This is a genomic window from Halobellus limi (assembly GCF_004799685.1).
Lineage (GTDB): Archaea > Halobacteriota > Halobacteria > Halobacteriales > Haloferacaceae > Haloquadratum > Haloquadratum limi.
The window spans coordinates 2,659,775-2,682,423 of sequence record NZ_CP031311.1 but is presented as its reverse complement, the minus strand read 5'-3'; the positions used below and the strand labels follow the sequence as shown (position 1 = coordinate 2,682,423).

General features: G+C 69.0%; 18 protein-coding genes and 1 tRNA gene. 5 read left to right on the top strand and 14 right to left on the bottom strand.

Annotated features, from left to right (window positions below; all coding sequences use genetic code 11):
- Nucleotides 1-6: 6 nt before the first annotated feature.
- The 9 genes from DV707_RS13305 to malQ form a co-directional block, all read right to left on the bottom strand.
- On the bottom strand, nt 7-384 hold the full coding sequence (locus DV707_RS13305) for a hypothetical protein (RefSeq protein ID WP_103992787.1): 378 nt from the start codon (nt 382-384) through the stop codon (nt 7-9).
- A 99-nt stretch (nt 385-483) separates the two neighbouring features.
- On the bottom strand, nt 484-1,281 hold the full coding sequence (locus tag DV707_RS13300) for a DUF7289 family protein (protein WP_136361883.1): 798 nt from the start codon (nt 1,279-1,281) through the stop codon (nt 484-486).
- A gap of 241 nt (nt 1,282-1,522) precedes the next feature.
- The gene (gene gltB / locus DV707_RS13295) at nt 1,523-6,067 is read right to left on the bottom strand and encodes a glutamate synthase large subunit (RefSeq protein WP_103992785.1); all 4,545 of its coding nucleotides are present in this window, start codon (nt 6,065-6,067) and stop codon (nt 1,523-1,525) included.
- Nucleotides 6,068-6,618: 551 nt separating this feature from the next.
- A tRNA-Gly gene (locus DV707_RS13290) sits at nt 6,619-6,689 on the bottom strand.
- A 180-nt stretch (nt 6,690-6,869) separates the two neighbouring features.
- The gene (locus DV707_RS13285; RefSeq protein WP_103992784.1) at nt 6,870-7,934 is read right to left on the bottom strand and encodes an NAD(P)/FAD-dependent oxidoreductase; all 1,065 of its coding nucleotides are present in this window, start codon (nt 7,932-7,934) and stop codon (nt 6,870-6,872) included.
- 170 nt (nt 7,935-8,104) lie between these two features.
- Nucleotides 8,105-8,869 carry a class I SAM-dependent methyltransferase gene (locus tag DV707_RS13280; protein ID WP_103992783.1) on the bottom strand — a complete coding sequence of 255 codons (765 nt, stop codon included), beginning with the start codon at nt 8,867-8,869 and terminating at the stop codon, nt 8,105-8,107.
- Between the two features lie 172 nt (nt 8,870-9,041).
- Entirely contained in the window at nt 9,042-11,243 is a 2,202-nt protein-coding gene (locus DV707_RS13275) for a type II secretion system F family protein (protein ID WP_103992782.1), read from the bottom strand.
- A complete protein-coding gene (locus DV707_RS13270) occupies nt 11,230-13,251 on the bottom strand; it encodes a type II/IV secretion system ATPase subunit (RefSeq protein ID WP_394337415.1) in 2,022 nt (673 codons plus the stop codon). The genes DV707_RS13275 and DV707_RS13270 overlap by 14 nt, the downstream gene beginning before the upstream one ends.
- A 127-nt stretch (nt 13,252-13,378) precedes the next feature.
- Nucleotides 13,379-14,905, bottom strand: coding sequence for a 4-alpha-glucanotransferase (malQ, locus tag DV707_RS13265; protein ID WP_103992780.1), 1,527 nt, complete (start codon nt 14,903-14,905; stop codon nt 13,379-13,381).
- 171 nt (nt 14,906-15,076) lie between these two features.
- On the opposite strand from malQ, the gene DV707_RS13260 reads away from it, so the two are divergent.
- A complete protein-coding gene (locus DV707_RS13260) occupies nt 15,077-15,964 on the top strand; it encodes an SDR family oxidoreductase (protein WP_103992779.1) in 888 nt (295 codons plus the stop codon).
- A gap of 34 nt (nt 15,965-15,998) precedes the next feature.
- Here the strand turns inward: DV707_RS13260 and DV707_RS13255 are convergent, their stop codons facing one another.
- Nucleotides 15,999-17,255, bottom strand: a complete 1,257-nt coding sequence (locus DV707_RS13255) for an ArsA family ATPase (protein ID WP_103992778.1) — start codon at nt 17,253-17,255, stop codon at nt 15,999-16,001.
- 82 nt (nt 17,256-17,337) lie between these two features.
- On the opposite strand from DV707_RS13255, the gene DV707_RS13250 reads away from it, so the two are divergent.
- Nucleotides 17,338-17,895, top strand: a complete 558-nt coding sequence (locus DV707_RS13250; RefSeq protein WP_103992777.1) for an HD domain-containing protein — start codon at nt 17,338-17,340, stop codon at nt 17,893-17,895.
- A 41-nt stretch (nt 17,896-17,936) separates the two neighbouring features.
- Here the strand turns inward: DV707_RS13250 and DV707_RS13245 are convergent, their stop codons facing one another.
- A complete protein-coding gene (locus DV707_RS13245; RefSeq protein ID WP_103992776.1) occupies nt 17,937-19,058 on the bottom strand; it encodes a pyridoxal phosphate-dependent aminotransferase in 1,122 nt (373 codons plus the stop codon).
- A 159-nt stretch (nt 19,059-19,217) separates the two neighbouring features.
- Between DV707_RS13245 and DV707_RS13240 the strand changes: the two genes are divergently transcribed.
- Nucleotides 19,218-19,730 (top strand): CinA family protein, encoded by a 513-nt coding sequence (locus tag DV707_RS13240; protein WP_103992902.1) that lies wholly within the window; start codon nt 19,218-19,220, stop codon nt 19,728-19,730.
- A 94-nt stretch (nt 19,731-19,824) separates the two neighbouring features.
- Nucleotides 19,825-20,391, top strand: coding sequence for a metal-dependent hydrolase (locus DV707_RS13235; protein WP_103992775.1), 567 nt, complete (start codon nt 19,825-19,827; stop codon nt 20,389-20,391).
- Between the two features lie 23 nt (nt 20,392-20,414).
- Here DV707_RS13235 and DV707_RS13230 read toward each other — a convergent pair whose 3' ends face one another.
- On the bottom strand, nt 20,415-21,143 hold the full coding sequence (locus DV707_RS13230) for a PHP-associated domain-containing protein (protein WP_235010844.1): 729 nt from the start codon (nt 21,141-21,143) through the stop codon (nt 20,415-20,417).
- A 242-nt stretch (nt 21,144-21,385) separates the two neighbouring features.
- On the opposite strand from DV707_RS13230, the gene DV707_RS13225 reads away from it, so the two are divergent.
- Nucleotides 21,386-21,688, top strand: a complete 303-nt coding sequence (locus tag DV707_RS13225) for a DUF7565 family protein (RefSeq protein WP_103992774.1) — start codon at nt 21,386-21,388, stop codon at nt 21,686-21,688.
- 232 nt (nt 21,689-21,920) lie between these two features.
- Here DV707_RS13225 and DV707_RS13220 read toward each other — a convergent pair whose 3' ends face one another.
- Nucleotides 21,921-22,373: a transcription elongation factor Spt5 gene (locus tag DV707_RS13220; RefSeq protein ID WP_103992773.1), complete on the bottom strand. Its 453-nt coding sequence runs from the start codon at nt 22,371-22,373 to the stop codon at nt 21,921-21,923.
- A gap of 1 nt (nt 22,374) precedes the next feature.
- The gene (locus DV707_RS13215) at nt 22,375-22,548 is read right to left on the bottom strand and encodes a protein translocase SEC61 complex subunit gamma (RefSeq protein WP_103992772.1); all 174 of its coding nucleotides are present in this window, start codon (nt 22,546-22,548) and stop codon (nt 22,375-22,377) included.
- Nucleotides 22,549-22,649: the final 101 nt, after the last annotated feature.

Here is a 22,649-nt window from a genome sequence, read left to right as displayed (position 1 = left end):
CGGCGTTCACCGCGTCCGAAGGCCCTGCGTGAGGCTGAGAATCCCGTTCCCGACCTCGACGACGACCGTCTCCTCGGGGTCCGAACCGATCCGACAGCGGCTGACGGTCTCCCGATCGCCGTCGAGGACCGCACGGACCTCGTACTCGCCCTCGGGGACGACGTCTACCTCACTCTCGATCGCGCCCGGCTGGAGGTAGTATCGCCCCTCGAACGCCACCGACCCGTCGGGATCGACGACTTCGAGTTCCAGATCGTAACCCACCTGATGGGCGTAGCTTCGGACGTGGACGTCTTCGCTGTGCGCCGATGCGTCGCTGTCGCTGGGAGTCGCGGAACCGCTCGCGCGTGGAGGGCGCGCTCGGGTCGCTCGTTCGGGGACCATACACGAGACGTGGTCCCGAGTCGACATATACCCACCTAAGGCTCAAATCCGCGTTTGAGTGTGGTCCGAGTGACACTCCAGTTTCGCGTCCGACGCCGCTCACTCGAAGGAGGTCGTGACGCGGATCCAGACGACCGTCACGCGGTCGACGTCCGAGACGGTGCAGGATATCCGCCCGGGCGAACCGGGACTCGGCTCGGTGACCGTGTCGCAGTCGTCGAATCCGGCGGACTCGTACTGCCGGGCCCACGCGTCGGTGTAGGGGGTCGTGAGGTTCAACCTGACGTCGTGAGCGACGCCGGCGTCGTCGTAGAAGCGTCGCGTCCTGCTCCCGGCGGTCCGGATGCGGACGGTCTGAGATCCGCCGACCGCGGCGGTCCCCACGTGCTCCTGTCTGATCAGCGTGATGTGCATACGGTCGTCGTCGACGACGAGCGGCGGACCGCGCACGACCGACGCGCCGCCCCGGTCGCTGTCGCGGAGCACCGCCCCGTGGCTGAGTCGAATCTCTCCGCCGGTGGCGGCGTCGTAGACGAGCGGCGACGACGAGAACGCCCAGAACTGCGGCGGCCCGTCCGCCGGATCGACCGTCACGTTCATCGCGGCGCCCTCGGTCGAACGGACCGTCGCGTCGGCGAGTTTCACTTCGGTGCCGCGGCTCGGCGCACCTCCGATCACGTCGCGGAGGTTGTCGGCGAGGACGTCGAACGCTCGCTGGGCGTTCTCGACGCGCTCCGCGTCGCGCGTCGCCTCCAGCTCCGAGACACCGACCGCGTAGACCGTCCCGACGGAGGCGATGACCAGCGAGAAGACGAGGACGAAACTGATCGTCTCGCTCACCGCCCGGTCGCGCTCCCGCCCCCGCCGCGATTCGCTCCTTTCCCCCCCGACTCGCATACCCCTGGATTTCACCGTCGCGGAGTTAAGTGTGCTGTCGCGCGCCCCTGCGGGACGCGTCGCCGGCGCGAGGGTTTATGAACGATGACGGGACCACAACCCCCGTGATCTGAGAGCGACCTCGCGCCGGGTCGCGGGTGTTCGGCACGCCGGCGCGAGAAGCGTCGCGAGCGTGCCGACTGTTCGCCACTTCGGATCCGTTCGCCGCGGAGCCGCGACGGACGGTATTCAAAAAAGCGCGTCAGTCGTCGCTGGTCTGAGCGACCGCGTCGCTGTCGCCGGCGGCCGTCGCCGCCGCGGCCGGCGGCAGTTCCTTGCGGACGTCGTCGCGGGCGCGCTCTTCGATGACCTCGGCGTAGGCGTCGGGCATCACCTTCACGAAGTCCGAGATGACCTCGCCCCAGTCGTCGAGCATCCACGCCGCGCGGTCGCTGTCGGTGTACGTCGCGTGGTTCTCGACCAGGCGCCGAAGCATCTGCCGGTCGGACTCGTCGAGCGCGTCCTCCAGCGACACCATCCCCTTGTTCGTCTTCGCCGCGAACTCGTCGTCGGGGTCGTAGACGTACGCCACGCCGCCGGACATCCCCGCGGCGAAGTTGCGGCCGGTGTCGCCCAGCACTGCGACGACGCCGCCGGTCATGTACTCGCAGCCGTGATCGCCGACGCCCTCGACGACGGCCTTCACGCCGGAGTTGCGGACGGCGAAGCGCTCGCCGGCGACGCCGTTGACGTACAGTTCGCCCTGGGTCGCGCCGTAGAGCGCGACGTTGCCGATGAGGACGTTCTCGTCGGGTTCGTAGGCGGCGTTGTCGGGCGTCTCGACGATCACCTTCCCGCCGGAGAGCCCCTTGCCGACGTAGTCGTTCGCCGCGCCGGTGAGTTCCATCGTCACCCCGTTCGCGAGGAACGCGCCGAAGGACTGGCCGGCGACGCCGTCGAAGTCACACCGGATCGTGTCGTCCGGGAGGCCCGCACCGCCGTGCGCGCTCGAAATGCGGTTCGACAGCATCGCGCCGACCGCGCGGTCGACGTTCGAGATGGGCGAGTCGATGGCGACGGGTTCGCCCTCTTCGAGCGCCGGCTCTGCGCGCTCGATCAGCTGGTGGTCGAGCTGTGCGTCCACGCCCGCGTGAGTCTGCGATTCGGTCTTGTGGCGAGCGCCGCCGGCGGGTTCGGCGATGACGTCCGAGAGGTCCAGGTGTCTGGCCTTCTCGTGGTCGGTCTCGCGCTGGGTGAGAAGCGACGGGCGACCGATCATCTCGTCCAGCGAGGTGAAGCCGAGGTCGGCCATAATCTCCCGGAGCTCCTGGGCGATGAACGTCATGTAGTTGATGACGTGCTCCGGCTGGCCGGGGAACCGGTTCCGGAGGTTCTCGCGCTGGGTGGCGACGCCGACCGGACAGGTGTTCTCGTGGCACTGTCGCGCCATCACGCAACCGGAGGTGACGAGCGACGCCGTGCCGAAGACGTACTCCTCGCCGCCCAGCAGCGCCGCGACGGCGACGTCGCGGCCGGTCTTCATCCCGCCGTCGACGGTGACGCGGATCCTGGATCTGAGGTCGGTCGCCCGCAGCATCTGGTTCGCCTCCGCGAGACCGAGTTCCCACGGGAGGCCGGCGTTCTTGATCGACGTCTTCGGCGACGCGCCGGTCCCGCCGTCGTGTCCGGAGATGTGGACCACGTCGGAGTTGGCCTTCGCGACGCCCGCGGCGATGGTGCCGATGCCGGCCTCCGAGACCAGCTTCACGTTGATGTCCGCCTCCGGATTGGCCGCCTTCAGGTCGTGGATCAGCTGCTTCAGGTCCTCAATCGAGTAGATGTCGTGCAGCGGCGGCGGCGAGATGAGCCCGACGCCCGGCGTCGCGAAGCGGACGTGAGCGATCATCTCGTTGACCTTCTTGCCCGGGAGGTGACCGCCCTCGCCGGGCTTCGAGCCCTGCGCCATCTTGATCTGGATCTCCTCGGCGTTCGTGAGGTACTCGGAGGTGACGCCGAAGCGGCCGGAGGCGACCTGTTTGACGTTGCACTCCTTCTCGGTGCCGAACCGCTCGGGCGGTTCGCCGCCCTCGCCGGTGTTGGACTTCGCGCCGAGGCGGTTCATCGCGATCGAGTTGTTCTCGTGGGCCTCCGGCGAGAGGCTGCCGAGCGACATCGCCGCCGTCGAGAAGCGCTCGACGATCTCCTCGACGGGCTCGACCTCCTCGATCGATACCGGATCCCGGTCGGAATCGAACTCCAGCAGCCCGCGGAGCGTCTGTAGCTCCTCGGACTGATCGTTGATGAGGTCGGCGAACTCCTGGTACTTCTCGTAGTCGCCCGAGCGGACCGCCTGCTGGAGCGTCCCCACCGTCTGTGGGTTCCACTGGTGGTGGATGCCGTCCGAGCGGTGCTCGTACTCGCCCTGCCGGTCGAGGTCGGGGTCCTCGCCGAACGCGACCGTGTGTCGCGTCCGGACGTCCTCTTCGATCACGTCGATGCCGATCCCCTCGGTGCGGATCTCCGTCCCCTCGAAGTACTCGGCGACGAACTCTGAGTCGAGTCCGACCGCCTCGAAGATCTGCGCCCCCTGGTAGGACTCGACCGTCGAGATGCCCATCTTGGCCATCGTCTTCAGCAGGCCGTCCTCGAGCGCCTTCTTGTAGGCGGCGATCGCCTCGCTCTCGTCCGCGCCGTCGGGACCGGCGACGACGTCCGAGATCGTCTGGTAGGCGAGATAGGGGTTCACCGCGTCCGCGCCGTAGCCGACCAGCGTCGCGAGGTGGTGCACCTCGCGGGGGTCGCCGGACTCGACGACGAGACCCGCGTGGTTCCGGAGGCCGTTCCGGACGAGGCTGTGGTGGACCGCGCCGGTGACGAGCAGACTCGGGATGGCGATCCGATCGGGGTTCAGGTTCCGATCGGAGAGGACGACGACGTCCGATCCGGACTCGATGGCTTCTGCGGCGTCCTCGCGAACGCGCTCGACGGCGGCTTCGAGCGAGCGCTCACGCTCGTACGTGATATCGACGATCGTCGAATCCATCGCGTCCGTCGCCTCCTCGCCGAGGGACTTGATGCCCGCCGTCTGGGCGTCCGTCAGGACGGGGGAGTCGAGGACGAGCTGTCGGGCGTGTTCGGCCGTCTCGTCGAGCAGGTTCCGCTGTGCGCCGAGCCGGGACTCAAGCGAGGTGACGAGCTCCTCGCGGATGTAGTCCAGCGGCGGGTTCGTGACCTGCGCGAACAGCTGTTTGAAGTAGGTGAAGAGCGGTCGGTTGAAATCCGAGAGTACCGACAGCGGCGTGTCGTCGCCCATCGATCCGACGGGGTCCTTGCCGTCTTTCGCCATCGGTTCGATCAGGTGACTCAGCTGGTCGTGCGTGTAGCCGAACGCCGCCTGCGAGGCGCGGAGGTGGTCGACGTCCTCGCGCGGCTCGTAGTCGTCGGCGTCGACGAGCGCGTCGAGTTGGCGCTGCTCCTCGTCGACCCACTCGCCGTACTTCTCGTCGGTGAGCGACTCGAAGACCTCCTCGTCGGGGATGACGCGACCCTCCTCGGGGTCGGCGACGAACAGCTGGCCGGGCTGGAGCCGGCCGCGCTCTTTGATCTCGCTGGGGTCGGTGTCGAGCGCGCCGACCTCGCTGGCCATCACGAGCGTGTCGTCGGTCGTGACGTCGTAGCGGCAGGGCCGCAGCCCGTTTCGGTCGAGGACGGCCGCGACGCGGTCGCCGTCGGTCGCGGCGACGAGCGCGGGGCCGTCCCACGGCTCGATCAGCGACGCGTGGTAGTCGTACCACTCACGGCGTTCCTCGCTCATCCGGTCGTCCCCGCGGTACGCCTCGGGGATCAGCATCCGGAGGACGTGCGGGAGGTCGCGACCGCCCTGCAGGAGGAGTTCGACCGCGTTGTCGACGGAGGCTGTGTCGGACTGATCGGGGTCGTTGATGACGGGCTTCAGCGTCTCGAGGTCGTCGCCGAACTCGGGGTGTTCTAAGTCCGTCTCCCGGCTCCGCATCCAGTTGATGTTCCCCTGAATCGTGTTGATCTCGCCGTTGTGGACGATGTGTCGGTACGGGTGCGCGAGGTGCCACGCGCCCAGAGTGTTCGTCGAGAACCGCGCGTGAACCAGCGTCAGCGTCGTCCGCAGCCGCTCGTCGTCGAGGTCGGGGTAGTAGTCGGCGAGCTGTTCGCCCTTCAGCAGCCCCTTGTAGACGAGCGTCCGGCGGGAGAGCGAGCAGATGTAGAACCGCGCGGCGCCCTCGGAGTCGAGCTTCTCGACCTCGTTCTCGACGGCGCGGCGGGCGACGTAGAGCGCCCGGTCGAAGGCGTCGTCGTCGAGGTCGCCCTCGGGAACGACGAACGCCTGCCAGACGTCGGGTTCGGATTCGAGCGCGGTCGCGCCCAGGTCGGCGTTGTCGGTCGGGACGTCGCGCCAGTGAACGACGTCGAGGTCGTGTTCGGCGAGGACGCGTTCGAAGATCGCGACGAGGCCCTCGCGCGCGGCGTCGTCCTGCGGCATAAAGATCGAGCCGACCGCGTACTCCTCGGGGAGGTCGGCATCGACGACGGCGTCGAAGAACTCGTCGGGCCGCTGGATCATGATCCCCGCGCCGTCGCCGGTGTTCTCCTCGGCGCCGGTCGTGCCGCGGTGTTCGAGGTTCTCCAGCAACTCGATCCCGTCGGCGACGGTTTCGTGCGACCGACCGCCATCGAGGTCGATGACGGCACCGACGCCGCAGTTCGACCGCTCGTCCGTCGGGTCCGCGAGTCCGACGGACTCGCCAGTCGTGTGTTCGTGTGGCTTGGTCATACGTCCCCCTAGGCCTACCCCCTAAAGGACTTTCTCCTGTAAGCATAAGGGTTCACTAACCACATATAAGGTAATATATATTATACAAATCCGAGTGAATCCTCATTCGACGTTCGACGAACGACGAGAACGAAGATGATGGTCCGATGTCGTCGGTGCCCGTGATGACGGTGAGTGACTTGATCTGTCGCGGCCGGGTCACCGCTCGGCCTGACGAGTCCCTCCGCAGTGGTACCCTTGAGACCTCGTTCGGGGCAGGAATGCGCCGGCCGGGAGTCCCGCGAGCCGGGCGGGACCGATGGTCCCGCTGGAAGGCGTCGCGTAGCGCCGGCGACGAAGCGAGTGGGACGTCGGGCGGGGCACGACTGTAGGGAGTGCGCCGGCCGGGATTGTGAACCACGGTCGCTCTGCTCGCTGCGCTCGCGCCGCTCCCTGATTCAAATCCCACCGTTGCGATTTCTCTGCTCACTTCGTTCGGAGCAGAAATGCGTCGGCCGGGAGTCCCGCGAGCGAAACGAGTGGGACGTCGGCCGGAGCACGACTGTAGGGAGTGCGCCGGCCGGGATTTGAACCCGGGCCATGAGCTTGGAAGGCTCAGGTCCTACCACTAGACCACCGGCGCTCGTTCGTTCCGGTCGTCACCGCAGTCACGCGGCACCGACCTCACTCGCCTGTTCCCGGTCCCCGAATAAGGGTGTTACCCTTTCGACTCGAACCCGTTCTCTGGGGTCGTCCCCCTTCGAGAACCGCGACGTTGGTGCCGTGACACCGTTTCGAGAAGTGTGTACCGGGCTCGGTCGATTCAGTCGTCGTCCGCGGTTTCCGCCCGGGGCGTCTCCAGCGGCGGCGCGCGCGCCTCCTCGAACTCCGCGGCGGCGGCGCGGACGCGATCGCCCATCCCCGGCAGTTCGTCGGGGGAGACGGGCCCGTCTTCCCGAATGGATTCGAGGTCCCGCGGGAACTCCCGGAGGCCGTAGTGGATGTCGAGGCCGGCCTGTGCGCCCTTGCCCATCGCGACCGGGATCTGGTTGTGCCCCGGCGTGATGTCGCCGACGGCGTAGACGCCGTCGACGGTCGTCTCCATGCTCTCGTCGACGACGACGGTGCCGTCGTCGTTCAACTTACAGCCCAGCTGCTCTGCGAGCGCGGTGTTGTAGTTCGAGCCGTACATCGGGAACCCGCCGCGGTACTTTCGCACCGAGCCGTCGTCGAACTCGAAGGCCTCCAGCCACCCGTCTTCGCCCTTCTGCATCCCGGTGATCTCCGCCTCGACGACGTCGATGGGGTGCCCGCGGAGCTGTTCGTCGGTCTCGTCGCTCCACTCGGGCGTCTCACCGCGGAGCAGGACGTCCACGTCGTCGGTGAAGTTGAGCATAATCATCGCGACGTGGGCGGCGGCTTCGCCGGTCCCCATCACGTAGACCGGCCGGTCGACGAACATGTAGGCGTCGCAGTGCAGACAGTAGTGCAGTCCGCGCCCCGTCCGCGGGACGGGCGGATCCGGCCGTTCGTCGTTGAAGCCGACGCCGAGGACAACGCGCTCTGCGCGGAACTCGCCGTCGTTGCCGACCAGACGGAACCGACCGTCCTCGGTCCGCTCGACCTCGACGATGAAGTCGCGGACCACGTCCGCACCGTAGGCTTCGACCTGCTCCTGTGCGGTCTGGAGGAACTCGTTCCCCGAGGTGTCCTCCGGCACGCCGATCACGTTATGCGTCTCCAGCATCATCGCCGCGCGGCCGCCGCCGCGGTCGACGACGGCGGTGTCGTGCCCCAGTCGCGTCGTGTACAGCGCGGTCTGGAGTCCCGCCGGACCGCCCCCCACGACGACTACCTCGTAGTCGTTTACCTCCGCTGTTTCGCTCATTCGTCTCTTTATATCAGTTGCGACGACTTAAACGCAGAGTTCGCGTGCGCCGGGAGCGACCACCCGGGAAACGGTACCACGCCTCTCTCACACCGATTGCCCCCACCTTGTCCCGCTGAGCGCCACCTCCGCTGACGGTGCTCGGCGGGAAGAGACGAGAGTAATCAGTATCAGTCACTCGCCCCCGCCGTATCGGGCGTGACGACGGCGTAGCAGTTGCCGCTGGAGACCGTGTTCGCGACCACGTCGAGGTCGCTCGCCGCCAGGTCCGCCTCGAACTCGTCGGGATCGTAGATGTGGTAGAACCGCGGGACGCGCTCGCCGCCCGGCAGCGTCCACGCGACGGTCGTATCGAAGCCCGACGTCTCGTCGAAGCGGTCGTGAGCGGTCGACCAGGCGCTCACGAGGGCGCGACCGCCGGGCGCGAGCACGCGCGCCAGTTCCGAGAGGCTGGCCACTCGCCGTTCCCGAGACCGGAGGTGATGCAGCGTCGCGACGTAGACGGCGACGTCGACGGCGTCCGCCCGAAGCGGCAGCGACGCGGCGTCGCCCCGGACGAGTTCGAGCGAGTCGGCGAAGCCCCGCTCTCTCGACCGTCTCTCCGCCGTCCGGAGGAGTCCGGCGCTCACGTCGACGCCGACGACGCGCCCGACGACCGCCGAGAGCGACTCGGCGTGGCGACCGTTGCCACACCCGAGGTCGAGACCGAACCGGCCTGCCGGCCCGTCTGCGGTGTCCGGTTCGCCGCCGAGTGCCGATGCGGCCCCGCCAGCGAGGGCCGAGGGAACGTCCGCGGGAGCGCCGTCGTCAGCGTCGGCGGGGTCGCCGCCGAGAAACGCCGTCACCTCTGGCCAGGGGTACTCACGCGTCGCCGCGAAGTGCTCGGCGATCCGGTCGTAGGTCTCTCTGACCGGACTCGCCCGCTCGTCGTCCATAGTCGAGGCTGGCGGCCGCGACACAAAGCCCCGGTGGTCCGTGGTGGTATCGCTCGCGCGGTCCGTTGTTCGGTCGGTCCGGGGACGGTCGATTCCGAGACGGCCGGACCCGTCCGCCCTGGGGACGGCCGGACCGGCCGAGTCCGAGAAGTCGATCGGTCGGATCTTCCGCTCACAGCAGCGCGAAAACCAGGTACGTCGCGACCAGGAGGACCGTCGCGTGCTTCAGCCCGTCCGCGACGCTGCCCTCCCCCAACTGTCCGGCGACGATCCCCGAACAGACGCCCTGGATCGCCGCGGTGTGGAAGAAGAGCAGTTCGTAAGCGCCGGTGTTGACCGACTGCAGCCCCCCGAGCACGCCGGCGTTGACGCCGCCGACGCCGCCGACGGCGCCACCGGTCGACCGTCCCGCCGCCTCGATCGCCGGGATGAACGACACCGTCAGCGCGACGATGATCCCGAGGAAGACGAAGAAGGAGACGTAGATGACGACGAGGTAGGTGAGCATCTCCTGTCGCCGCTCGCGGCGGAGCCGTCGGATCTCCTGGGCCTCGTCGGCCGCGATGTGGAGCACCGGGCTGATGTCGCCGCTGGCGGCCATCGCGTTCCGGACGAGCGTCACCGCCCGGGACACCGTCGGGGCGTTCGTTCGCCGCTCCATCCTCGTGAGCGCGTCGCTGACGCTCGCCCCCCACCGGATGTCCCGCCACACGCGGGCGATCTCGTCACCGAGCCGCCCGAGTTCGGCGTCGGCGAGCCGACCCAGCGAGCCGACGACGGTGACGCCCGCCTCGTTGATGCTCGCCATCCGACTGAGGAAGTCGGGCATGTCCGCCTCGATCGCGCGTATCCGCCGCTTCTGCACCTCGTGTGCGGCGGCGACCCCGGCGAGTGCGAGGATCGTCGCGAGCACGATCGGCCCGTCGACCACCGCGACCAGGTCCGCGACCGCGGCGGCGGGATCGGTCGACGGCTGCGTCAGCCGTCCGATCGCGTCCCGGGCGTCTCCGCCGATCGACAGCCCGATCAGGAGGAGTCCGATCGGGCCGGTCAGCACCAGCGAGTACGCCGGCGCCCGAAGGACCGTTTCGAGCGGGTGCGAGAGCGTCTCGCGGAACGCACCGATCCGATCGTAGACCGCCAGTCGTGCCCGGTTTTCGGCGTGGGCGTCCTGCTCGACAGCCTCCCGGTAAACGATCCCGCCGTCGGTCACCCCCGCCGCCTCGCCGGCGCTGGCGACCGGCTGCGTGCCGCTCGCGTCGTCCTCGCTTCCCCTGTCGGACGCCAGTCGCGACTGGTCGTCGCCGCCCCGATTCGGGAGGTTCAGTCCCTCGGTCATGCTGTCGACGTAGACCACGAACCCGAACGTCGCCAGCGGGATCCCGACGTAACTCACGATTCGAACCAGCGTGAGCGTGTTCTGGATCACGAGCCCGACCACGACGAGGACGGTGATGAAGAACAGCGGTCCGGCGACGAGGACGGTGACGTACACCTCCGCGAACGTCGAGAGCAGGTCCAGATACTGCCGCTGCTGTTCCTGCGCCTCCTCCTGGAACCGCTCGTACTGGTCCCGCAGGAACGACGAGACGCTCTGCCCCGACGAGAGCACGCTCGCGAGGTTCTCGGTGAACTCCTCGAGGTTCTCACTCGGCGTACGGCTCGCGGTCCCCTGGAGGGCGGTCAGGATGTCGGTTCCGAAGGTGTCCATGTCGCGGACGGCGACACCGAGTTCCCGTGCCGCCTCGCCGTAGACGTCCTGATTGCGGGAGAGCGTTCGCAGCACCTCCTGGAACGGGATGCCGGACCGCGAGAGCGCGTAGACGAACGCGACCGTCCGCGGCAGCGTCGCGTCGATCTCGATTCCGCGGGTCCGCGCGCGCTGATCGAGAAACTCCCAGCGGGCCCAGTAGGTTCCGAGCGCGAGCGCGGATCCGACCGTCGCGCCCGCGACGAGTAGCAGGCCGAACAGTTGGAGGAGCGAGAGGTTCGGCACCTGGACGATCGCGGCGAGGAACTCGAGCGGCGTCGGAAGCAACGCGCGGAGTTCGTCGACGTCGACGGCCAGCGAGCGGAGGATCGCCGCTCCCGCGTAGACGCCGTAGACGCTCCCGGCGACGCCGGCGACGCCGGCGATAAAGAGCGTCTGGGAGGCGAACACCCGGTGGCTCTCGCCGACGAACGCCGCGCGCATCCGTTCGCGCTGTCGGCGACGGGTCGGGCTGTCTTCGGCGACGTACCGCCCGAAGATCGGGAGCGCGAGCCGGGAGACGAGCAACCGCGCGCGGTCGCTGACGGGGACGAGCGCCACCGGAAGCGCCAGGACCGTCACGAGTAGCAGCGGCACGTACCCGAGCAGCTCAACGGCTGCCATCGGCCCTATCCCCTTCGTCGGCTCTCGTTTCCGAGTTCTCGTCGCCATCTTTCCCGCCGCGATCGCCCGTGACGCCCTCGCCGCTGTCTTCCCCGTCGCGATCGCCCGTGACGCCCCCGCCGCCGTCGACTTCGGCTTCGCCGGCCTCGGTGAGATCGGGGGACGCGCCGTCGGTACTTCTCACGTCGTCGGAGGCCTCCTCCCGCGCGGCTTCGAGCCGTTCCATCACGCGCTCGGGGTCGGCGTAGTACTCGTTGACGAGCGCGGTGAACTGTCGGTAGTCGGTCGTCCCGAGTTCCGAGAGCAGTTCCAGAAAGCGCTCTCGCCGGTTCATCTCGCGCTTTCGCTCCGTCCGGCTCCACCCGCGATCCCGCTGGATCTCCTCGAGGAGGTTCGAGTCGCCCCCCTCGAAGGAGTCCGTTCCGGGGTTCCACCTGAACGCCCGCGAGTAGTCGAGTTCGCCGGTCCGCTGGTCGATCTCGCCGATCTCGCCGATCGTCTTCGAGCGGCGGACGCGCTCGCCCTCGACGCGCGTCAGCGTCTGGACGCACAGGAGATCGAGTGACTGGACCATCGCCCGCGGGACGTTGATCGGTTCGTTCTCCAAGCGGTTGATCACCGTCTCGATGCTGTCGGCGTGCATCGTCGAGAACGTCGTGTGCCCCGTGTTCATCGCCTGGAACAGCGTGACGGCCTCGTTTCCGCGGACCTCGCCGACGATGATGAACTCCGGGCGGTGTCGGAGCGCGGACCTGAGGAGGTCGTACATGTCGATGTCGCTGCCCTCGTGGAGGCGCTCACGCGTGACAGACGAGAGCCAGTTGTCGTGATACAGCGACAGCTCGCGGGTGTCCTCGATGGTCAGGACCTTCGCGCGCGGCGGGATGAACATCGAGACGGCGTTCATCGACGTCGTCTTTCCCGACGCCGTCCCGCCGGCGAAGATGAGGCTCTTGTTGTTCTCGATGCAGAGCCACAGGTAGGCCATCTCCTCGATCGAGAACGTCCCGTAGTCGATGAGGTCGATCGGCGTGAACGGCTCGTCGGCGTACTTCCGGATGGTGAACGCCGACCCCCGCGGCGTCACCTCCTCGCCGAGCGCGAGTTCGACGCGCGAGCCGTCGGGGAGCGTCGTCCCCACGACGGGATCGCCGACGCTCACGTGCCGGCCGGACTCCTGGGCGAGGCGGATGACGAAGTCGTCGAGGTCGTCGGCGGCGTAGGCGACGTTCGTCTCGATGTCGGTGTACTCGTCGTGGTAGACGAAGATCGGGAGGTCGTAGCCGTCGCAGGAGATGTCCTCGATGTGCGGGTCGTGCATCAGCGGATCGATGCGGTCGAACCCGCGGAAGTCGCGGGCGAGGTAGTACAAGAGCGCGTGGAACGTCCGCATCGAGACGTCGACGCCGTACTGTTCGAGCAGGCTCCGGAGCTCGTCGCGAAGCGTCTCCTCGGCGGTCGGTTCCGCGTCGGTCGCGTACAGGAGCGGATCGCGGATGTCGACTCTGGTCCTGGCGAGGAGCTCGGCCTCGAAGTCGTCGAGTTCGGGCTCGACCGCGTAGTAGTAGTGTTCGCTCTCCTCGTCGGCGTAGGTGATCACGACGTAGGCGTACGGCGCGTTCACCCAGTAGCGGTCGACGAGTTCCTCCCCGTCCGGCACCTCGAACTCGGCGAAGACGCCGTCGCCGGGACGGTACGGCCGAACGTCGATCGAGGACCCCCTGAGGACCTCGATCGCGCGGCGGATCCGCCGTCTGAGGCGGTCGATCGCGTCTTCGCCGGCGGCTCCGTTCCCCGCTGCGGCCCCGTTCCCGACCGCGTCGCCGTCGGCCTCGCTGTCCGTCTTCGTGCGGTCGGCTTCGCTGCCCGTCCTCGTGCGGTCGGCTTCGTCGTCTGTCCCCGCGCGGTCGTCTCCGTAGTCACTCGCCGCGTCGTCGCCGGCGACGGTGCCGCCGTCGGTGGCCGGTTCGTCACCGTCCGGTGTGTGTTCCGTTTCTCCTCCGGGCACGGCCGCCGCTCCGGCTCCCGACGTACCCCCCGTCTCCGACTCGGAATTCGGCTCCCCCATAGCTACGTTCTCGGACGCGTTGTCGGCCCTTCTGTTCGGAGCGACTTATACTGTCGGCCGCCGCCGGTCAGTTCCTGATGTGCTCGTCGGTCAGCCGTGCGAGCCGATCGGCCAACGCCTCGGAGAACGCCTCGACCGTACAGCGCCACGACCAGTTGCCCGAGGTCGTCCCGGGGCGGTTGAACCGGGCGTGCTCGTCGAGCCCGAGGACGTCCTGCATCGTCGTGAACGCGAGGACGGAATCGGCGCGCCAGACCGCCTCGATCATCGACCAGTGGAGCTCCGAGCCGTCGGCGCCGATGTTATACTCCAGACAGCTCCGCTGTCTGTCCGAGAGGTTCTCGCAGTACCCGACGAGGGTGTTCGTGTCGTGAGTCGACGAGTACGCGACGCTGTTCTCGGGGTAGTGCATCGGCTGGTACATATCGCCCTCCTGGCACCAGTCCGCGTAGTGGGGCACCCGCATCGAGGGGAAGCCGAAGCGCTCGCGGAGGTCGACGAGCGACTGGTCGAGGAAGCCGAGGTCCTCGACGACGAACGGGAGTTCGCCCAGTCGCTCGCCGACGGTCTCGAAGAAGTCCGCGCCCGGCGCGTCGCGCCACTCGCCGTCGGCCGGCGAGTCGGAGTCGGCGGGGATCGCCCAGAACTCGTCGAATCCCTTGAAGTGGTCGATCCGGGTGACGTCGACGAGGTCGAACAGGCGATCGAGGCGCGCGAGCCACCAGTCGTAGTCGGCCTCGCGGAGGGTCTCCCAGTCGTAGACGGGGTTGCCCCACCGCTGGCCGTCGTCCTGCGGGTTCGGCGGGACGCCGGCGACGGCGGCCGGCTCGCGGTCGGGCGTGAGATCGAACGCCTCGGGACTCGCCCAGACGTCGGCGCTGTCGAGAGCGACGTAGATCGGGAGGTCGCCGACGAGGTCGACCCCGCGTTCGTGCGCGTACTCCCGGAGGTCGCGCCACTGCCGGTCGAAGACGAACTGGACGAACTCGCGGTAGTGCACCTCCGGCGCCAACTCCTCGCGGTGGGCGTCGAGGGCGTCGGGATCGCGGGCCCGGATCGGCTCCGGCCACGACGTCCACGCGCCGTCGTACCGCGTCCGCAGCGCCATAAACAGCGCGTAGTCGTCGAGCCATCCCGACTCGCGCTCGCGGAACGCCTCGAAGGCCTCGCGGTCGGCTTCGGTGGCGCTTCCGGACGCCCGCGCGCTGCCGTCGTCGCCGTCCGCCGACCGGAACCGCTCCGCGGCGGTCCGGAGCCGGTCGGTCTTGTACTCGCGGACGCGGTCGTAGTCGACTTCGTGTTCGGAGAAGTCGGGGACCGGTTCCAGATCCGCCGCGTCGAGATAGCCCGCCTCGACGAGCCGGTCGAGGCTCACGAGGAGCGGGTTGCCGGCGAACGCGGAGTAGGCCTGATACGGCGAGTCGCCGTGGACCGGAGCCGTCGGCCCGAGGGGACAGAACTGCCAGTAGGACTGCTCTGCGGCGTCGAGCCAGTCGACGAACGCCCGCGCGCCGCCGCCGAGGTCCCCGATTCCGTGCGGTCCGGGAAGCGACGTGAGGTGGAGGAAGACGCCTGATCGTCGGTCGAATCGCATACTCGATGCACCCGTGGACGGAAGTTAAGCGTGTGGTCCGGGAGGCGGGAGCTCGATACCCTCTGCCATAGGGCCGACCGGACGGCCCGACGCGTCCCGCCGCGGACCTCGGAGCCATCTCGCGGTGACGAATCGCCCACAGTTAACACCGCGCGGACCGTTCCCGTAGCTGTGCATCCGAAGACGGTCCTCATCACCGGCTGCTCGTCCGGCATCGGCCGCGCCACGGCGCTCGCCTTCCTCGAGGAGGACTGGCGCGTCTACGCGACGGCCAGAAACCCCGCCGACGTCGAGACGCTCGGCGAGAAGGGCTGCCGCATCGCGACGCTCGACGTCACCGACGGGGACGACGTCGACCGGGTGGTCGACCGGATCATCGACGAGGAGGGCCACCTCACCTGTCTCGTCAACAACGCCGGGTTCGGACAGATGGGGCCGCTCGAAGACGTGCCGACGGCGCAGGTCCACCGGCAGTTCGACGTGAACGTCTACGGGCCGCACCGGCTGATCCGCGCCGTCCTGCCGCACATGCGCGAGCAGGAGGAGGGGACCATCGTGAACCTCTCCAGCGCCGCCGGCCGCGTGTCCTTCCCCGGCGGCGGCGTCTACGCCGGGTCGAAGTTCGCCTTGGAGGCGATGAGCGACGCGCTCAGAAACGAGGTCGACGAGTACGGCGTCGACGTCGTCGTGGTCGAACCCGGCCCCGTCGAGACCCAGTTCTCCGACCGCGTAGAGCGCGAGGTCAACGGGAGCGAGGGGAGCGCGTCACGGGACGCCGCGGAGGGCGGAGACGGCGACGACGGCGACATCCCCGGACTGGAGCGCTCGGGCGCCTACGAGTCGTTCTACGAACTCTTCTCGGACACGAAACTCATCGGCGGCGGCGGACTCGGCGCCGTCTCCCCGGAGCGCGTCGCCGAGGACGTCGTCGACGCCGCCTCCTCGACGAAGCCCCGAGCGCGGTACCAGCCCGGGACCGCCGCGCGCGTCACCGTGCTGGCGCGGCACCTGCCCGCGCGGTGGCTCGACACGGCGTACCGGTACCTGCGAAAATTGTAGTCGCCGGCCGCCGGGTGTGCCGGCCGGGTGAGGCCTACTCCAGACACGCGGCGACGACCCGCAGCGCCTCCTCGCCGCGGACCTCCTCGGCCAGGAGCGGCACGCGCTTGACGTCTCGGCCCCGGAACAGTTCCGTCGCGCGGCCGATGGCGTCCTGCTGGACGCCCCAGCGGCGCTGGCAGAACTCGCAGTTGTCCAGGTCCGGCGAGACGACCCACCGCTCGTCCACCTCGGTCGCCGTCACGTCCGCGAGGTCCTCCATCACGCGGTTGACGACGAGCGTCTGGACGGGGATGCCGTAGCCGTCGAGCCGTTCGACCAGCCGCTCGGTCTCGACGACGCTCATCTCCTCGGGGATCATCACGACCCGGAAGTCGGTCTTCGCCGGGTCGCGCAGGACCGTCCGCAGCCGCTCGATCCGCTCGCGGAGCTCGTCGAGGTCGGGCGTCGCGGCGTCGTCGCTCCCCATCCCGAACATCCCCTTGACGCCCTCCATCATCCCCGAGAACTGCTGGCGCATCTTCGCGATCCGCCCGAGCATCGAGTCCATCATCTCGGGCAGTTCGAGCAGTCTGAGCGTGTGCCCGGTCGGCGCGGTGTCGACGACGACGCGGTCGAACCGCGGGTCGTCGAGGTATTCGAGCAACTGCTGCATCGCCGCCGCCTCGTCGGCCCCGGGCATCGATCCGGGCCCCATCGCGCCGCCGAGGAGGTCCTCCATCCCGCCGAGGTCGCCGAACGGCGAGGCGCCTGCGTCGTCGCCGGCGGCGCCCGCCCCGTCGCCCCCCGTGAAGGGGTTCTCGTCCACGTCGGCGTCGGGGTCGAAGCCGCCCCCGCCGTCCTCCGTGACCGTCGATTCGTCTCCCGGACCGCCGGCGAACGGGCCGACGGCCGCGTCGGGATCGATCTCGGCGGCGTACAGCGGCCAGTCGTCCCTGATCCGCGTCGGTTCCGCGGGGACGTCGACGCCGAGGGTGTCCGACAGCGAGTGCGCCGGATCGGTGGAGACGACGAGCGTCGCGGTGCCCGCCGCGGCCGACGCCAGCGCCGTCGCGGCCGCCATCGTCGTCTTGCCGACGCCGCCCTTCCCGCCGTAGAGGACGTAGTCGGGCGCGTCGACGGACTCGGGGAGTCCGGCGGCGTCGACGCCCTCGATCGGTTCGCCGTCCGCCGCCCCGGAATCGACGCTCTCGACCGGTTCGACGTCGACCGCGTGGTCGTCCTCTGTCGTCCCCGTCTCTCCCCCGCGCTCGTGGTCGCTGTCGGCGGCGTCGACGTCGGTGCTCGACATACGCGGCACGACGAGACGGGGACTTGTGTACTTCTCGGTCGGAACCGGAGCGCTATACTGTCGGGACGGCCTGTCCGCGAGTATGGACGCGGACGCAATCCGAGCGACGTTTCCGGAGGTCGACGCGATCGAGGACGACGACCTGCGCGCGGGCGTCGCCGACGCGTGGGCGACGGCCGCGGCCGAGAACGAGGTCGAGGACCTCTCCGCCGTGCCGTGGCTGCCGCCGACCCAGCGCGAACTGGGGCTAGACGACGAGGGACTGGTCGACCACGTCCGCGACGTGACGACCTGCGCCGTCGCGCTCGCGGAGACGCTGGGCGAGCGGCGATCCGACAGGCTCGCGCTCGACGTCGACACCCTCGTCGCGGGAGCGCTCGTCCACGACGTGAGCAAACTCGCGGAGTTCGCCGGGATGGAGGAGACGGCCGTCTACGACCTGCTCGGCCACCCCTACTACGGCGTCCACGTCGTCGCCCGGGCGGGTCTCCCGATCGAACTCGCACACGTGGTCCTCTCGCACACCGACCGGACGGCGGTCGAACCGGCGACGATCGAGGCGGAGATCATCAGACGCGCCGACGAGGTCGCCTCGGCCGCGATCCGGTGGCGGGCGACCGACGACCTCCGGACGGTCTGAGGTCGACTCGGTCCGGTTCGGACGGTCTCACATCGACTCTCTCAGCGCCCCTCGAAGTACGCCGCGAGCCGATCGGCCGCCTCGTCGGCGCGGTCGGTACAGAGCGAAAAGCGGATCCACTCGCCGTAGGCGTCGCCGAATACCTCGCCGGGCATCCCCGCGACGCCGGCCTCGTCGATCAGGCGCTCGACGTTCGCCATCGTTCCGGGGAAGTCCTCGAAGCGCGCGAGGACGTAGAACGCGCCCTCCGGCGTGGTGTACGCCGCGCCGGCGTCGTCGAGGGCGTCGGTGAACGAGTCGATCCGCTCGCGGAGGGTGTCGCGGACGGACTCGTAGTACGACGGCGGCGTCTCCTTCAGCGCATTCGCGACCGCGGCCTGTGCGGGCCGACTCGTCGCGACGTTGACAAGGGTGTGCCGTGTCAGCGCGCCCTCGATCAGGTGCTCGGGGAAGACGGCGTAGCCGACGCGGAGGCCCGTGATCCCCATCGACTTCGAGAACGCCGTGGTGACGACGACGTTGTCGCGGTCGAGCGTGAGCGCGCTCTCGAATTCGCCCGAAAAGTCGAAGTGGTCGTACACCTCGTCGACGACGAGGAGCGCGTCGACCTCGCTCGCGACGTCGGCCAGCGCCGCGACCGACTCGCGGTCGTAGACCGCGCCGGTCGGGTTGTTCGGCGTGTTGAGCACGACGGCCGCGGTCTCGTCGCTCGCTGCCGCGCGCATCGCGTCGACGTCGACGTGCCCGTCCTCGCGGACCGGCACGCGGGTGGCGTCCGCGTCGAGTAACTCCGCTTTCCCGGGGTAGTACGGGTAGACGGGGTCGGTGAGGAGAAACTCCGAGCCGACGTCGCGCTCTATCGCCCGCGCCATCGCGAGGTAGTTCGCCTCGCCCGCGCCGTTTGTGACGACCACGCGCGACCGCTCGACGTTTCGCCGCGCCGCGATCTCCTCGCGGAGCCCTCTGAGCCCCTCGCTCGGCGGGTACTGGAACTCCGGGGGGTCGCCGTCGGCGTAGGTGCGAAGGCCCTCCCGGAGCGCGGTCGGCGGCTCCCAGTCGGGGTGGCCCGACACCATGTCCACGACGTCGCGGTCGGCGGCCGCGGCGTACCCGATGACGCGCTGAAAGACCGGTTCGTCGTACGCGTCGTCCGCGTCTGTCATTCGTCCCCAGCGTCGGCCGCCGGGGAGGTGTGTCTTTCGCACTGGGCGGTGTGGCTTTCGCATAGACGGAGCGGTGCTCGACGTCCGGTGCGGTTCGCGGCCGCGAGACGGGACGCGGTGGCGACGAGACTTTTATCGCCGGACGCCGTCCCGACGACTATGCGAGAGTTCGCCTCCGACCCGCCGATCGAGTCCCGCGTCGGCGACGCGCTTCGCGACGCGGACGCGACCGTCGCCGTCGCCGAGTCCTGCACCGGCGGCCTGATCGGGTCGCTCCTGACGGACGTGCCCGGATCGTCGGACTACTTCGACCGCTCGCTCGTCACCTACTCCTACGACGCGAAACTGACCGCGCTCGGCGTCGCCCGCGAGTCGCTCGACGAGCACGGCGCGGTCTCGGAACCGGTCGCCCGCGAGATGGCCGCCGGCGTCCGCGACGTCGCCGGCACCGACTGGGGCGTCTCGACGACCGGGATCGCCGGCCCCGAGGGTGGCACGCCGGAGAAGCCGGTCGGAACCGTCTACGTCGGCCTCGCGTACCGCGGCGAGTGGGGGTCCGGCGAGTCCTACACCCGGGTCGAACGCCACGAGTTCGAGGGCGACCGCACCCAGATCAAAGAGCGGATCGCCCGGGAGGCGCTCTCGACGCTGTACGACGCCGTCGACGGGTGACGGGTTCCACGCTTCCGACGCGGCACAGATCCCGCGACGGCGACGCCGTCCGCAGGCACAACGTTTGTAGGGCTGACCCCCACAGTCTCACTCGATGAACAAAGACGGGCACGTGTTGAACGGGGCGCTTCTGGCTATCGGACTGGGGGTCATCCTGTCGATCGATCCGACGGCCGGTCCGATCGTCGGCGGACAGGGCGGCGGGGTCACGATCGACGGCGTCGCGGCGCTCGCGGGTGAGGTCGCCCGCTCGGTCGCGGCGCTGTCGCTGCCGGTCATTCTGGGGGCGCTGTTCCCCGACGTCGACACCGCGTTCGGTCGGCACCGCAAGACGCTTCACAACCTCCCGGTGCTCGGGATCTTCCTCGCGTTCCCGTATCTCTTCGGGAACCTCCAGTTCGTCTGGATCGGCGTCGGGACGCACTACCTCCTCGACGTCGTCGGCTCGAAGCGCGGGATCGCCCTCTGGTATCCGCTCTCCTCGACGGAGTACGGGTTCCCGACCGGCGTCGCGACCTCGAGCAAGTGGGCGACGAGGGTGACCGTGGTCGTGACGGCGATGGAGCTTTTCGTCCTGTTTCTCGTCCACAACTACCTGGTCGCGCTCAACACGCCGCTGCCGGACGCGGCGAATCTGATCGGGACGCTCGTCGGGGTCTGATTGACCGTCCGGGCCGTCGGCTCTCAGTACGTTTTGACGTCGTCGAACCGACCGCGGTAGGCGACGTGGTCCGGATGCGTCGGCTCCATCCCCGAGAGGAACAGCCGATCGATCTTGCTCCAGGAGTTCTCATAGCCCAGGTGGGCGAACTCGGCGAGCTTCCGGGCGGTGTGTCGGGCCCCGTTCCGTCGCAGGATCCGACGCGAAGCGCCCTCGCGCAGGGCCGCGACGAGGTCGGCCTCGGAGTCGATCTCCCGGTCGAATGCCGTCCACACCTCTCCGACGCTGCCGCCGAGGTGCGCGTAGGAGGAGCCGAACCCCGGGCGGTCCGCCTCTCGGGCGAGGCGGCGCGCCCGTCGGTTCTGATACGCGAAGAGCTTCAGGTTGTGCGTCTCCACCGCGTCGACCCGGTCTACGTGGGCCCGGAGGTCGTCGGCGCCGAGGCTGACGTTGAGAAACTCGGGGTGAGGGACGAGCACGGCCGCGCCCTGTCGCTCGAAGGCGTCGAGGGCCCCCAAAAGCGAGATGAAGTCGGGGACCGGTTCGGAGAGCCCGACGGCGAGGACGTGCCGTCGGTTCCGCCACGTGCCGGTGAAGACCTCGCGACCGGGGACGACGAGCAGGTCCTCGTCCGAGAAGGACTCCGCGCGGGCGCGGATCTCCGGGAGCCGGGTGAAATGCGGTGCGTACACGAGCACGTCGAGGCCGCGGGCCTTCGCGTGGTCGACGACCCGGTCGTTCAGCACCTTCACGTGGAGGTCGACGTGGGTCTCCCCCGGAACGGCGTCGTCCGTGGACGCCGAGACCGCCTCGCCCGGCACGGTGTCGTCCCCGGGCGCCGAGACCGCCTCGCTCGACTCGGCGTCGGCTTCCGATCCCGGTCCGGACGCGGCCGTGTCGGTCACGTCCGCCGGTTTGATCGGCGTTCTGTTAGTGATTTCTATTCGCCGTCGGCTGCGGAACGGTTTTGTCGCCGGTGGCCGTGGCTTGCGGTATGTCCCTGTGGAAGTGCGGCATCGACGGCTGCGCGGAGCGCTTCGAGGACGTCGAATCCGCGATCATCCACCAGACGGTCGAACACGACCGCCACGAGTGCACGGTCTGCGGCAGCATCGTCCCCGACGGCTACTTCGCGATCCGCCACGCCTTCGAGGAACACTCCCGCGCGGAGTACGTCCGCGCCTACGACGCCGACTCGACTGCCGTCCGCGTCCGCGAGGACATCAAGGCCGCCATCGAGGACGAGGCCGACCTCAGGGCCGTCGTCGAGGAACTCAAGCGCCGCGACGCGCTGTAACCGCCGCCCGCTCTGCCGTCAGTTTCGACGCCGCCGTCCGCCGCCCTCCGCTCGGCTGTCAGTTTCGATGCCGCCGTCCGCCGCCCCTCCGCTCGTGCCGTCGAGTCTGCCACGACCCGTCGGCGCTCGCACTCGACGAACAGCGAGCGCGCTCGCGGACGGCAACGCGGGCCACGCCACGATTCATGCGAAAAAACGGCGCCGCTCTGTGTCTAGGCGCTTCGCTCGCCTGTCAACGCTCGTCGCTGTCGAGGACGCGGATCTGGTCGCCGCGGACGGTGACCGGAATCGGGACGGTCGCCTCGTACAGTTCGACGGTGACCTGGTCTTTCGTCTCGTCGATCCGCTGGACGCGGGCCTTCTCGCCCTTGAACGGCCCGGCGATCAGTTCGACGATGTCGCCCTCGGCGATGCCTTCGACGTCGGGCGTCGGCGAGAGGAAGTGCTCGACCTCCGCCATCGACGATCGGCCGGCCTCGCCGCCGCTCTTGACGAGGCCGCGCGCGTGCGGGATCTCCTCGAGGACTCGCGTTATCACGGCGTCGTTGTCCGATTCCACCATCACGTAGCTCGTCAGCGAGTCCGGAGCCAACACCGCGTGGATCTCCGGCTCCTCGCGGTTCGCGATCATGTCGGCGACGGTTCGCTCCTGGCTGGCCGTCGTCTTCACCGAGAATATCGGCACGTCAGACACCTCCCGGGAGGAAGCTCATCACCGCGTAGATGAGAAAGCCGAGGAAGCCGACGAGAACGATGCCGGCACCGGCTATGAGACCGATCTGTGAGAACTCCTCCCACGAGGGGGTGCTGGCCAGCTTCAGCACCCGCACGTAGCTGGTCAGGTCGTACTTGACGTCCATCTTGCGTGTGGATAGTTCGCCGGGCTTTTTCTATCTATTGATACCGGGCCCGTCGGCGACGAGACAGCGATTCCGACGAGCGCGGCCGGCGCGACCGGCCG

Excerpts from the sequence above, each read along its gene's own strand:
- DV707_RS13305 (WP_103992787.1), bottom strand. The coding sequence starts at position 384 with ATGGTCCCCGAACGAGCGACCCGAGCGCGCCCTCCACGCGCGAGCGGT.
- DV707_RS13300 (WP_136361883.1), bottom strand. The coding sequence starts at position 1,281 with ATGCGAGTCGGGGGGGAAAGGAGCGAATCGCGGCGGGGGCGGGAGCGC.
- gltB (WP_103992785.1), bottom strand. The coding sequence starts at position 6,067 with ATGACCAAGCCACACGAACACACGACTGGCGAGTCCGTCGGACTCGCG.
- DV707_RS13285 (WP_103992784.1), bottom strand. The coding sequence starts at position 7,934 with ATGAGCGAAACAGCGGAGGTAAACGACTACGAGGTAGTCGTCGTGGGG.
- DV707_RS13280 (WP_103992783.1), bottom strand. The coding sequence starts at position 8,869 with ATGGACGACGAGCGGGCGAGTCCGGTCAGAGAGACCTACGACCGGATC.
- DV707_RS13275 (WP_103992782.1), bottom strand. The coding sequence starts at position 11,243 with ATGGCAGCCGTTGAGCTGCTCGGGTACGTGCCGCTGCTACTCGTGACG.
- malQ (WP_103992780.1), bottom strand. The coding sequence starts at position 14,905 with ATGCGATTCGACCGACGATCAGGCGTCTTCCTCCACCTCACGTCGCTT.
- DV707_RS13255 (WP_103992778.1), bottom strand. The coding sequence starts at position 17,255 with ATGTCGAGCACCGACGTCGACGCCGCCGACAGCGACCACGAGCGCGGG.
- DV707_RS13250 (WP_103992777.1), top strand. The coding sequence starts at position 17,338 with ATGGACGCGGACGCAATCCGAGCGACGTTTCCGGAGGTCGACGCGATC.
- DV707_RS13245 (WP_103992776.1), bottom strand. The coding sequence starts at position 19,058 with ATGACAGACGCGGACGACGCGTACGACGAACCGGTCTTTCAGCGCGTC.
- DV707_RS13240 (WP_103992902.1), top strand. The coding sequence starts at position 19,218 with ATGCGAGAGTTCGCCTCCGACCCGCCGATCGAGTCCCGCGTCGGCGAC.
- DV707_RS13235 (WP_103992775.1), top strand. The coding sequence starts at position 19,825 with ATGAACAAAGACGGGCACGTGTTGAACGGGGCGCTTCTGGCTATCGGA.
- DV707_RS13225 (WP_103992774.1), top strand. The coding sequence starts at position 21,386 with ATGTCCCTGTGGAAGTGCGGCATCGACGGCTGCGCGGAGCGCTTCGAG.
- DV707_RS13215 (WP_103992772.1), bottom strand. The coding sequence starts at position 22,548 with ATGGACGTCAAGTACGACCTGACCAGCTACGTGCGGGTGCTGAAGCTG.